The organism is Paenibacillus sp. VTT E-133291 (genome assembly GCF_002264395.1).
GTDB classification, from domain to species: Bacteria; Bacillota; Bacilli; order Paenibacillales; family Paenibacillaceae; genus Paenibacillus_AQ; species Paenibacillus_AQ nitricinens.
Window position 1 is genome coordinate 37839 of sequence record NZ_NFVA01000025.1, and the last position, 12832, is coordinate 50670.

A 12832-nucleotide genomic window follows, 5' to 3' on the forward strand; every position below is an offset into this window, starting at 1 on the left:
GCAGCTCTTTCGAATAATTGCAGTAATATCGTAAACGTATATTGCACGGTCTCCGCCTCCAAAGGACTAGATGTCGACTTATTATAAAGATAGTTCATGCCTCTGTCCATTCAGCCTATCCTTTAATACCTCTATTGAAACTCTTGTTGTATGATAGGATCAGAATAAAAGCATACATATACGGAGGTGGGCGGTTTGCAAAAATTAGAACATGAGGCAGATATCATACAGCTTGTACAAAATGATCCCTGGATGATGGATATATTAGAGAATGCTAGATCGCTGCAGTTACCTGACTGGTGGGTTTGCGCCGGCTTTGTGCGTGCAAAAATTTGGGACACCCTTCACGGCTTCGAAGAACGGACACCTTTGCCAGATGTTGATGTTATTTATTATGACGACAGCAATCTTCAAGAGGAGGTGGAGAAGGATTGGGAGGCGAGACTACGAAGCCTGAATCCTGCTATTCCCTGGTCTGTTAAGAATGAAGCAAGAATGCATACCGTCAATCAACTCCCACCGTATACATCAGCTGTTGATGCGATATCCAAGTTTCCGGAAACCGCTACAGCGCTTGGACTCTCCCTAGATCCATCAGGGAAAATCCTCCTAGTCGCTCCACACGGAATTTACGATGTTATTCATGTAGTATTACGACCTACCCCACATTTTACTGAAAACCCGAGCTTACTCCCTATTTATGAACAACGCGTTATTAAAAAGAACTGGCAGGCGACGTGGAAACAGTTGCAGATCAGCGCTACCTAAAATAACAAAAAGCAAGCCCCTAATATAGCAGGGCTTGCTTTTCTGGTTTTATTACACCGCCAAATCGATACCTACTACACCAACGACATCTCCCTGACGATTCTTAATCGCTCTGGATAATGTAACACAAGAACGCTTCGTAATCGCAGATACATAAGGCTTCGAGACATATTCACCTTCATTTATGGCCCCATTCCACCAATCACGCCGCTTGGCATTCAAGAGGCCAGCCGCTGGCTCGGAATAGATAAAGGTCCCATCCGTCCGATTGGACCAAATGGCTTGTACATCCGGATTTTTTTTAATGTAAGAGGTCAAAACACCTTGATGAACTTCAGTATCTGGGTCGTACAGTTCTTCTTTAGCTGAAATTGTCTCCAAGAGACTCTGCATTTCTTGAAGCCGGGCTGCATATTGGCTCATCTCGATTTCTTCTCGACCCGCAATGCCGGTAACCGACTGCTGCAACGATTGCGACTCGGCTAACAGATTGGCGCTGACTTCGTTCAGCTGCCCGATCTGGCTCCGCTGCCGTGTCACCTGTTCCAGCGTAAGATCCACATTGGCAATCGTCTCATTCACGATAGCCACTGCCCCACTCAGCTCCGTCGTCACTTCAACTATCAGCTTGCCCTGCTTCGCGGCAGCATCGATGGTTTCCGTTACTGCGCTGCCGACCTCATCGACTCTCGAAGCAATATCATCGAGTCGAAGCTTCACCGTGCCGACCTCGTTCACCCCACGTTCCACTGAATCTTGCTCTTTCGTAACGGATTCCAGCACCTGCTGTACTCCGTTATTAATGTCGAGCAAGATGCCGGAGGAACGGTCGACCGAGCTCTTGCTTTGATCAGCCAGCTGCCGAATCCGGCTGGCCACCACCGCAAATCCGCGGCCCTGTTCCCCGGCCCGGGCCGCTTCTATGGAAGCATTAAGTGCTAGCAGCGAGGTCTCATCCACAATTCCGTTAATAAGCGTATTGATCTCTTCTACCATCGCAATATGATTACTCAAGATAGTAAACTTAGCTAACATGTCCCCGCTCTGCATCTGTAAATCCTTCATCACAGCATCTGCGATGCTCAAGGAATCTACCATGGTTGTCATTCCTTGACGGGCATATTGCATATTTGACCCCAGTCTCTCCGTCAACTCTTCGATATGTGTGGTAACGGATGCTACTCCGCCCATTGTCCGATAAGCACCTTCAATGTTAGCTTTAGCTTCGTTACTGCGAATCCGCAAATCCATTTCATATTCATGTGAATAATCAGCTGTCCGCTGCAGCTTTTCTGTATGACGGCTGATTTCTTCGAGTGCACCATGCAGTCGGTCCGAAGTAACTACAATCTCATTGCCAAGCAGCTCCACTTTACTATTAGCTTCCTTCAGCAGTACTTCTTTACGGTAAACGTAGCGGGACAAATTTAGCAGGACCCAGCCTAGAGAAGCCATAAGCAGGATGATTACCAGCTTATGAATCCAGAACATGTCTATCAACAAACTGTAAACACTGACCAGGAGCAACAGGACGACTACAAAAATCTGGCTTCGACGAATCTGCATCATTATTCCCACTCCACTCAATTGATGTTATGTATTCTAACATTATATCAGCAGAGTTAATGAAAGGAAATACTTTCTATACTATTCCTTTTCGATCAGTCCTTCCACACGCTAATCCATATCTATGGAGGACCTATACCAACGTTACCGTAATATACGAATATATTTGGAGATAATTGGTCGAGAGGGAATCCGTAATTATTGTCGAATATATAAGCAAATTGCCACTGGAAAAGAGGAACACATTATGCATACTACATCTCAAACTCCTCGTCAGACCCATTGGAATCGCGTCCTGCTCAATGCATTCTGGATCATCCTGATTGTGGATTTAAGTATTCATATGTTTGTTTCTCAATGCTTATGGGGCCAACATTCGGATACCCTAACCAGGGGAGAGTTTATTACTCAGTCGCTGATTCCTGATTCCGTCATATTGACTTTGATCTTTATTCTGGAATTTATCTATAGATGGAAACCCGAATGGTCCGAGCTAGCGATTACAGTAGCGAGCCATTTATTTGCGCTTCTTATTATCATCAATCTCAATGATGAACTGTATGTTAAGTCATTAATTATGCTGCTGCCGCTGCTTGTATCCATGATCTATATGAAGTCTAGTTATATGATAGCCTCTTCTGCTGTTTGTCTACTGTACACGATCATTTTATTCATCAAGGCATCTAATCACGGGTATGTCCCCATCGCCCAAACTATCATTATTGTTCTTATTTTTGCTTCTACTGCTTTAGCAGGCTTTGCAGTTATCGGTCGCGGGCGTGATTTGATGCGATCCCTGGAGAACTCCGTAAAGTCAGAACAGGAGTTACGCATTCAGAATATAATCATGGACCGGCTATCCAAGATCGATCCTCTGACGGACCTTTATAATCATAAGACGTTTCATGAATACTTAGGATGGCTGATCGATCATCAGCAGAGTAATCCATTTCCTATGCAGCTAGCCGTCATGGACATCGACAACTTCAAAAAAGTAAATGATTCCTATGGGCACTCCGTTGGAGATATCGTATTGCAAAAGGTTGCAGCGATCCTCCTCGAGCATGTCGGTCCTGATGATTTCGCGGCTCGCTTTGGCGGGGAAGAATTTGTCGTCATTCTGACTTCTAAGACCCTTAATCATTCTCATGAGATTATGAAGCATATTCTAACGTCCATCTCCGATACCCCCTTTGCGGAAATGAACGACAAAAACGTAACCGTCAGTATCGGTATGCACGATTTTATAGGTACAGATTCCAAAAACTCTACATTTCAGAAAGCAGACGATGCACTTTATGAGGCTAAGAACACCGGGAAGAACAAAATCGTAATCAGCTAAAGGCCGAACACAAGCAAAAACGCCTTCGGCGTCCCTAATGGACGGTAAGCGTTTTTGTGTTCATCTGCTTGAATCTGACTGCTGTATCCCATAGCGCCTCTGTGTTTCTAAAAGCTCTTCGACTGCCTGCTTTGGCACAGGTCTGCTAATCAGGTAGCCTTGGATCTTGTCGCAGCCTAATTGCTTGAGCACATCCATCTGAATGACCTCTTCTACACCCTCTGCTACAACTTTCAGTCCCATATTATGCCCCAACTGTATAATGGACTGCACAAAAGACTGGCTGTCAGCTTTTTCTGAAAGCGAATCAATAAAGGTTTTATCCATCTTGAGCGTTGAAATCGGCAATTGCTGCAAATAGCTAAGTGATGAATAACCCGTTCCGAAATCATCCAAGGCGATACTAATGCCCTTAGACTTTAGAAACTGCAGCTTACCCAGAATACTCTCAAATGATTTCATAAAAATAGACTCGGTGATTTCCAGCTCAAGGCAGCTTGGATTTAGGCCACTTACTGCCAGACTATCCTGTACCCTCTCGATAAAATCGTTCTGGAATAGCTGAATAATCGAAATGTTGACCGATATTTTATAAGGAACACCAGTACGATCTTGAATACCTTTCATAAAGATGCAAGATTCGCGAAGCACCCATTCACCAATATCGATGATCAGTCTGGAATCCTCAGCAATTTTTATAAAAGAAAGTGGAGATACAGAACCGAGAGATGGGCTGTTCCAACGAATTAAAGCTTCAAAGCCAGAGATGAATCCGGATTCGATATCCATCTGGGGCTGATAGTTCAGTTCAAATTCATTATTGTTCATAGCACTGCGCAAATGTTTCTCTATATTCATTCGTTCATTAAACGCTGTATGCATCGATTTGTCATAGACTACATAAGTTCCTTTGCCATCCTCTTTAGCACGGTACATCGCCACATCCGCATTACTCAAAATTTGCTCGGCCGTCTCTCCATCCTCTGGATAAAAGGAAATTCCGATGCTTAGCGAGACGTACAGATTACTCTCTCCTATTAAAAAGGACTGCCTGAACGCTCTCATTATACGCTCTGCCAGACGCAATACAGCCTCACGATCCTCTGTATCTTTAATAAAAATAACAAATTCATCTCCACCTAGCCGTGAGAGCATATCTCCTTCCCGCATCAGTGACTGCAATCTCTCACTTGCCTTCCGGATGAGTACATCCCCGGATTTATGACCTAGGGTATCGTTGATGTATTTAAAATTATCTGAATCCAGAAACAGCAGTGCAAATTTCCCTCCCGGATGCTTTAGATACTTCTCCATGGTCTCCAGCAGACATAAACGGTTAGGTAAGTTACTAAGCGCATCCACATAAGCCAGACGATGCATATGTTTCTGATTGTCTAGAAGCATATTATATTGTACTAGAAGCTCCTGTTGAGTAGTCGCGAGCTGCTCATAGGTCGCCCCAAGCTCTTGGTAGCTGTTGCTCAGTTTAAGCTCCGCTTGCTTCCGCTCGCCGATATCAATCAAGGAGCCCATGAATAACAGAACTTTATCCTTTGGATTAACGGTAGCCTTACCCCTAACCTCAAACCACACGATTTGATTATCTTTGGTAATCATGCGGAACTCCGTTTCGAAAATAGGTGTGACACCCTTCAGGTGATCTTGTTTAAGCTTAAGGGTTGTAGCAAGGTCTTCCGGATGAACAATACTAAGCACTCCATCTTCAAACGAATTGATTTCATCCTTCGTGTAACCCATGAGTTCATACCATCGTTCCGATAAATTAAAGTGTCTCGCCTCCAAATCAAACTCCCACATATACGCACCAGAACCTTCTGTGGAGAGCCGAATACGCCTTTCACTGATTTGTAGCTTATTAAATTGCTCCTGTAGATCGATCTCTGTCGCTGAGAGCTCTTCGTATGTAGCTTCCAATTCCCTATAACTTAGCTGTAGCCTCAGCTCATTTTGTTTACGATTATCGATATCCACACCTACAAGGACAAAGATATCGGCTGCTTGCTTATCAAGTCCTTTTAATAAGGCTGTCCGGAATGAGAAATATCGCGCTTCAGATGACTGGTCTGGGAGTTTAATTTCTACGTTGCTGACATATTCGAGACGTATTGCCTGCTTCAGTAGATCCCGGATTATAGCCGTGCTGCCTTCCAGACCTGCGATATCCTCAATATTTACACCCAGTACCTCTTTTTCACTTAAACCCGTCATCTGTTCAGCGAATTTATTAAACCGCACTACCTTTTTATCTGCCTGCACCGCCCAAACTACCATGCCACTATGCTCTATAACATCTTCAAAAAATTGATGCTCTGAATAAACAGCACGCCGTAAACGATTAATATTCATTTTAAGCAGGACTCCACCCAGGATAAGAAGACAGAATAGAAGGATTGCTCCGTAAACCCATCTTTTGTGGATCATGCCTTTATAATAATCAGAATGAACGAAAAAATAGTTCTGGTACAACTCTTCAAAAGCACCCGAATGCTTCAATTCCCCCAATCTCTCGTTAACATAAGAAACTAACTCCGGTGCAGACTTATTGATTGCAAAAGCTACATCCCTGGGATAAAGATCATTCATTTCCTTAATAATACTGTCTGTCTTCCCCTGTTCAACGAGCAGATAATCGACCACCTCCTGATTCTCAAATAGAAGGTCGATCTCCCCTGTTTCTAAAGCCTCCAAGGCTTCAGGAATCGTAGCAAATTCTACGTAATCATTAATTCCCAATTTCCCGTTCAGTACTGTTTCAGAATACTGCCCGTTTCCTAGACCTATCTTATAACCTCCAAGCTTATTTAAATCAATCTTACCCTTAAGCCCTAGCCTTGCGTAGATGGAAATATAGCTTTTGAAAACAGGATCTGAAAATAACAACTCTTGTTTTCGTCCTTCCGTTACTGCCATTAGACCCGCTGTTTCGATATCACCCTGAACGAGCCGATTATACACATCAGGCCACTTCCCTGTACTGTAGTGGACATCATAATCCTGCTTCTCAAAGATCATATTACTCAATTCAATATCAAAACCGGTCATGTACCCATCTTTTATATATTTATAAGGTGGATATTCCAGCTCTACTTGATATTCGATCTCCTTTCTTTCGGCGTGAAGAGCAGTAGGAGGTAAGAGCATAAATAAAATACTAATCAGAAGCAACAGTCTGCACTGCTTCATCGCTTGTTCCCCCTTTTTACTGAATTTACAGTAATATCCTAAATGTTATTCGACAAAATATGGCAATACCCCTGCTTTTTCTTTCCTCGTCACATAATATACGCAAATCCCATCAATGAACCCTTCCCTTTGTAAATTATATAAAATTACGGATGCTACATTTTTATATTGCTTTTTAGATGGAAAATGTGGATAATAGCAATAATGATACAAGTTGATAATGATTATCATTATTAAATAAGTTATTGATTTCACTTTACTATATTTAAGTTAAAAGGAGACTGATCACCCATGAACGTTACCTCTACCCGAACAACACTACAGGTTGACGATTATCTGGATCTGCTCAATCTTGCCGTTAAAGTTGGAGATTTAAAATGGCAAAAAGAAATTAAATCCAGATTGCAATACATTCTCTGTCTGCCGACAAGATAACCTTTCTGAATATTCGCCGCATTCCTTTTAGGGAATGCGGCTTTTTTTGCTTGTATGATTGGCAGCTATGTAAGAATAGGTATCCCCGGGTCACTTGAGGGTTAATGATATAGTATAATTATCAGCATAATATACTGAATACAAAGTCCTTCAGATTGGAGCGTGTCAGCTTGAAAAAGTATATAGCTTTATTCTTATTGATCAGCGTGTTATGGATACCCGGTGCATACGCCGCCGAAATCCCTGCTGAGCAGGGATTAGTAACCGATAAAGCTGGAATGTTCAGTTCCGCAGAAGCGACGTCCATTTCTGCTGCTGCCACTGGAGATCTGATTACTATGCATGTACTCACCGTAGATTCCCTAAACGGCACTCCGGCCGATAAGTACGCCGAGGATACTTACACCTCTTGGGGATTATCCACACGCGATATTCTCTTGCTGATCTCCGCTGGCGACCAGTCCATTGAACTAAATTTTAACAATCCGGGCTTTCAAACCTCGTTAAATGCCTGGTCCCAAAATCAGGGAGGAAAATCAGGAAGTGCTGCCATTACAGCGCTAGTTAATACTTATTTCATCCCTTATGCCAGAGAAGGTGACTTCGCTGGAGGGACAAAGGCTCTAATTAAAGCGGTCCATTCCATCGGGGAGAGTACCGGAAATACTGGAGGAAATGCAGGAAGTGGTAGTGCAGTTGGCAGTACGAATAGCGGTTCAGGGAACGGAACCTCCGGTAAACCAGGGACCTCGGTCAGTACCGGAAGCCGCTCCAATAGCTCCATGTTTACGATTGTCGCCATTCTAATCGGAATCGGACTAATACTACTTGTGCTATTCATAGTGGTCACAGGTCTACGTCGACGCAAACAGCTAAACGCACAACAAGAGCAATTATCCGATTTGCTAGTACAGGCAAATCGAGCATTGGAGTCATTAAAGCCATTTCAAGGGATCGTTCAGGGAAAAACCGAGGTACTGGTAGAAGGCATTTCAAAACGGCTCTCTGCAAAGCTTGTTGAAATCTCTTCACTGCAAAGTGATGGGCAAGGTGTACAGCCACCCTTTTATCATTTGACTGCCCTTAAGGCAGCCGTGGAACAATTACAGCAGACAGAGGCCTCCTTCCGCGCAGCGCTCGAGGAAGAAGAGAAGAACATTGCTGTCATCAGTGAAGCTGATCGCAATGTTAAACAGCGAATTACAGAGCTGAAAGAGGATGCACCAGAGCTTGAAGAGCAGCTGCAGGGTGCGGTTAAAGAAACTGGCTATGCACTTCAAGAAATTGTAGAAGAGCTCAAGGAGCTTGCCGAGGAGACCTCTAAGGCAGATCAATTGGAGCTTTTTGACCCTATCGCCGCACAAGAAATTACCGAGGATGCACAAGATCGCCAAGAAAAGATTGAACAAGACCTGAAGGATGTCGATCTCTACGATGATAAGCTAAATAAGTTCCCTACGGTTTTAGCTGCAACCCGTGCCAAAATCACAAACATCATCGAGCAGAGTTCACTCCACAACATGAAGGTAAAACCATTTGACCGTCTGGAGCAGGCCCGCGCAGAATCGCTAACGCTTGAAGCGCCGCTGCGTGTTGGAGATATGGATGAGGTGCGCAAGATAGGCGCTACTCTTGACCTTCTCCTGGATGAGGCTGTTGCTATGACAGAACAACAAGCACTTCTTCGGCAGAATAACCGCAGAGATTTAGAGTTATTCCGTACCCAGTGGAGCCAACTAAAACAGCGGCGAGACGGACTGCAAAGCCGGATTACCGAAGCACGTATGTATTTTGAAGAACAACATGTATCAACTGTGGAGAACATCCTTACAGCGTGGAGCACACGCCTTCGGGAAGGTGCTAGTGAAGTGGCGCAGATTGAGAATTGGACCAGTGATGAGCGCGGCGAATATGATAAGGCCCACAATGCGCTAGAACAGTTGCTATCCCTCCAAGATGAAGCTGCAAAGCAGTTCGATGGTGTCTCAGAAAGTCTAAATGCACTTCATGAAAGACTGGATAAGGTCACTCGCCTCTTTTCCGAAGGGCAAAGCCGGGTGGAAACAACCCAGCGTATGCTGCATAGCAGAGGGTTATCTTCTAGAATTCGCTTCGAGCTATCCTTACTGCCGGAATACAGTGCACTGGAACATCGTTTGGCATCCCGGCCTTACAATCTTGAGGAACTGGAATCCCTTGGCCGTTCTTATGATTCACAGATCAATTCCTTTGTGAATGAAGCGAACCGACTCGTTCGTCAGAAGGAAGAAGAAGAGCGACTAGCTCAATTAGCTATGCTGAGAGAACAACAACGTCGCGCACAGGCTCGCAAACGAATGTCCTCTGGCCCACCTTCATCAGGTGGATTCGGTGGAGGACGCTCGTCCGGAGGCTCCTCCTGGGGTGGAGGCGGCAGCGGTGGCAAATCCTCCGGCGGATCTTCTTGGGGCGGCGGAGGGAAGTCCGGCCGAAATTCATCAGGCGGATCCAAGTGGTAGACTTTCTCCAAATAAAAGACTCTTCCAGCCTGCATAGGCGGAAGAGTCTTTTATTATGAATTACTGCTTGCACGACGAAGAAATAGCCAAGATAAGCCCTTTATTTTATTGGCAGATAAATCGTAACGGCTGTACCTACGCCCTCTTCACTTGCTATGGCCACGTGTCCTCTATGTGCAGACACTATTTTTTTAACAATCATGATTCCCAGTCCATTACCGTCACCTCTGGTTGTGTGAAAAGGCTGCCCTAATTTATCCAGCACTTCCTTGTTCATACCCTCTCCGTTATCTTTGAAGGTAATCGTCTGGAATCCATTCTCCACATCTAGGGCAACTGTAATGCTTCCGCCAAAGGGCAAGGCTTCCATTGAGTTTCTTAGGATGTTTAGGAAGACCTGCTTAATCTGATTACGGTCACACAAGATATTCGCATCACAATGGAATTGTGTTTTCAATGATATATTATTCATCTCCACTTGAATCGCAAAAATGCTGAGCACTTCCTGCAGAATCGTGCTACATTGTTCTACCCTATAATGCGCGGCCTGCGGTTTACCTAGTATGAGGAACTCGCTCACAATGAGGTTCATTCTTTCTACTTCTGACATTATAAGATCATAATGTAGCAATTGCGAATCTTTATTGGCTAGTTGAAGCATTCCTTTGACTGTAGTTAGCGGATTACGAATCTCATGTGCGATACTCATGGCTAGTTGTCCAGCGACCACTAGCTTCTCTGTATTGCGCAACACTTCTTCCGTTTTTTTCATCTCTGTGATATTACGAAGACTCCCTATCACACGAGCTAAACATGCATTCGAATCGTAAACCGGAAGCACATCCAGCATATAATGCTCAAATAAACCGTTGCTCTCCTGAATCACTTCCAGCCCAGCACATGCCTCTTGCTGAAGAATGACATGTTGAAAATAAGAGCCCACATTCCGAATTTCGAAGACACTGGCACCGATAACAGATGCTTGATGCTCACCATCCAAATGAAGCATGGTTAAGCAGTTCTCATTTATATTGACGACCGTTCCAAGTTCATCCGTTATAATAACACCCAAGTAATTGGTATCCAATAGGATTCGATTTAAAAGCTGAAGCTCAGCATTCCCCCTACGCAGCAAAATCTCGCGTTCGATAGAGTCAGCCATGGTACAGAGCAAAGGCAATAAGTGGGGATGCGCCACATCAATATCCGCCATAAATGATATCGTCCCCAATATTTCAAGCCCATCCTCTTTATAAAAAGGAGCCGTACAGCACACTAAACGATGAAGAATTTGATGATAATGATCTTGTCCCTTCAACTGAAAAGGCCGCTGATGTTCCAGACACAATGCAATTGAGTTTGTACCCACTTCTTTGTTTAGTTGCACACCTTCTTTGATGCCAACCTGCCCTACGAGATCAATAATCGTCGGATCCCCTTTGAACGCCAATAGATAACCTGCATCATCCGATATCGTAACAAGGATCGGATTACCTTTTACTGAAGAAAGGAACTTGTTTACAAAAAAATCAATAACCTCAATCACTTCACTATATACATGGAGTTGTGACCCCAATTCATCTGCAGCATAACATTTTGGAAAAATAGGAGGCTGCTCTGGATCTATTCCTTGATCAATGCAATGCTGATTGGAAGCCTTAATGATAGTCTCATCCGTCAGTATCCCTGTTGTCTTTTCCAAAGCCTTACCCCATTCTGTATGATTCTTCAATTTTGCAATACTAATATGTATTCTACTTCTTTCCCCCTAATCCTTTTCAACCCTAAAAAATCAAAATATCCCAAAGATGAAGAAATATCTTACAGCACAAAAAACTCCGCTCTTTTAAAGAGCGAAGTTGCGGATTCACATTATTTCTTCTTAATGTTTCGGATCATCCAAAAAAGGTTTGTTCACATAATAATACATAACCCCCATCAGAACCCCGCCGCCAATTAGATTTCCGATTGTAACGGGCACAAGATTATGCACCACACCGCCCCACGAAACCGTTCCGGGATGGTCAAGGACTAATGCAATTGCAAAAGTACACATATTGGCAATACTATGCTCATAACCGGAGATGAAAAAACAGAATACGAATAAGACCATTGCGAACATTTTGGCCCCATCGCCTTTGATATTCATTGGGATGAAAAAAGCCATACAAACAAGCCAGTTACAGAGGATAGCGCGGAAAAAAAGCTGCCCTGCCGGAGCCTCCATTTTATGCTCAACCACATATAGTAAAAAACCATTTACATCAGAACTGTAAAACAGCCCTGTTAAAAAAATCAACAGTGCAAATGCAGCAGCACCAAGAATGTTACCTATATAACTCATGACCCACATGCGTACAACCTCGGACCATTTCATTTTGCGTCTCAAAGCCGTGTACGTGTAATAGAAAGTATCTCCGGTAAATAAGTCCCCTCCACCGTATGAGATTAGGATGATCGCTGCTCCGAAAGTAATCGCAGCCATTGGATACGCAAACGGTGAATGCTCCATATAGAAATAGTTGCCTGTCTTGAAGGCTACAATTACACCAAACCCGATAAACATACTGGCCAGCATGGCTCTGGCAATATAGCGCAATATACTTTGCCGATAGATCTTCTGTTTCTTAAGTGCTAATTGTTCAACTTGTAGCAGCGCCTCGTTCTCCATGTGACCTCCTTAGGAATTTGGGTTTTCCAGCTAGTTATGGGCTAATCGTGCAATCTTGCGTTATTATACCCAATAACCCGCTGGAAATTACTTGAACCAAATCATGGTAAAATCCTAAGTGTCCTCATTCATTTTTGCAATCGCCTCTGCTCTTTCACTGCTGGCTACGATGATAAGCACGAGTATCAAGCACCCTAAGATCATATGCCTATCCTCACTTCCTCCACATGTAGTCTTGTGACAACTTATGTGTGAAGATAGGGCTTTATGATTGAGTATTGGCGTTAAAAAAAGCCTGTTGAATGAATTCAACAGGCATCTCAATCTATTCTCTGTATTTTTATTATT

The 12832-nt window shown here is 43.7% G+C and carries 8 protein-coding genes; 4 read left to right on the forward strand and 4 right to left on the reverse strand.

What is annotated here, in order from left to right; all coding sequences use genetic code 11:
• Positions 1 to 252: 252 nt before the first annotated feature.
• Complete coding sequence (locus CA598_RS12665) at positions 253 to 768, forward strand: nucleotidyltransferase family protein (protein WP_179283662.1); 516 nt, start codon at positions 253 to 255, stop codon at positions 766 to 768.
• Between the two features lie 51 nt (positions 769 to 819).
• On the opposite strand, the gene CA598_RS12670 is transcribed toward CA598_RS12665, so the two are convergent.
• Positions 820 to 2337 carry a methyl-accepting chemotaxis protein gene (locus tag CA598_RS12670; protein WP_094869649.1) on the reverse strand — a complete coding sequence of 506 codons (1518 nt, stop codon included), beginning with the start codon at positions 2335 to 2337 and terminating at the stop codon, positions 820 to 822.
• A gap of 244 nt (positions 2338 to 2581) precedes the next feature.
• Between CA598_RS12670 and CA598_RS12675 the strand changes: the two genes are divergently transcribed.
• Complete coding sequence (locus CA598_RS12675; protein ID WP_179283658.1) at positions 2582 to 3676, forward strand: GGDEF domain-containing protein; 1095 nt, start codon at positions 2582 to 2584, stop codon at positions 3674 to 3676.
• Between the two features lie 60 nt (positions 3677 to 3736).
• Here CA598_RS12675 and CA598_RS12680 read toward each other — a convergent pair whose 3' ends face one another.
• Entirely contained in the window at positions 3737 to 6880 is a 3144-nt protein-coding gene (locus tag CA598_RS12680) for an EAL domain-containing protein (protein ID WP_094876725.1), read from the reverse strand.
• Between the two features lie 291 nt (positions 6881 to 7171).
• Here CA598_RS12680 and CA598_RS32275 point away from each other — a divergent pair, with 291 nt between their 5' ends.
• Both CA598_RS32275 and CA598_RS12685 read left to right on the forward strand, forming a co-directional pair.
• On the forward strand, positions 7172 to 7315 hold the full coding sequence (locus CA598_RS32275; protein ID WP_167348483.1) for a hypothetical protein: 144 nt from the start codon (positions 7172 to 7174) through the stop codon (positions 7313 to 7315).
• 170 nt (positions 7316 to 7485) lie between these two features.
• Positions 7486 to 9813 carry a TPM domain-containing protein gene (locus CA598_RS12685; RefSeq protein WP_094876726.1) on the forward strand — a complete coding sequence of 776 codons (2328 nt, stop codon included), beginning with the start codon at positions 7486 to 7488 and terminating at the stop codon, positions 9811 to 9813.
• 100 nt (positions 9814 to 9913) lie between these two features.
• On the opposite strand, the gene CA598_RS12690 is transcribed toward CA598_RS12685, so the two are convergent.
• On the reverse strand, positions 9914 to 11515 hold the full coding sequence (locus CA598_RS12690) for an ATP-binding protein (protein ID WP_094876742.1): 1602 nt from the start codon (positions 11513 to 11515) through the stop codon (positions 9914 to 9916).
• Positions 11516 to 11695: 180 nt separating this feature from the next.
• Complete coding sequence (locus CA598_RS12695; RefSeq protein ID WP_094869645.1) at positions 11696 to 12484, reverse strand: formate/nitrite transporter family protein; 789 nt, start codon at positions 12482 to 12484, stop codon at positions 11696 to 11698.
• Positions 12485 to 12832 lie beyond the last annotated feature (348 nt).

Excerpts from the sequence above, each read along its gene's own strand:
- CA598_RS12665 (WP_179283662.1), top strand. The coding sequence starts at position 253 with ATGATGGATATATTAGAGAATGCTAGATCGCTGCAGTTACCTGACTGG.
- CA598_RS12670 (WP_094869649.1), bottom strand. The coding sequence starts at position 2,337 with ATGATGCAGATTCGTCGAAGCCAGATTTTTGTAGTCGTCCTGTTGCTC.
- CA598_RS12675 (WP_179283658.1), top strand. The coding sequence starts at position 2,582 with ATGCATACTACATCTCAAACTCCTCGTCAGACCCATTGGAATCGCGTC.
- CA598_RS12680 (WP_094876725.1), bottom strand. The coding sequence starts at position 6,880 with ATGAAGCAGTGCAGACTGTTGCTTCTGATTAGTATTTTATTTATGCTC.
- CA598_RS32275 (WP_167348483.1), top strand. The coding sequence starts at position 7,172 with ATGAACGTTACCTCTACCCGAACAACACTACAGGTTGACGATTATCTG.
- CA598_RS12695 (WP_094869645.1), bottom strand. The coding sequence starts at position 12,484 with ATGGAGAACGAGGCGCTGCTACAAGTTGAACAATTAGCACTTAAGAAA.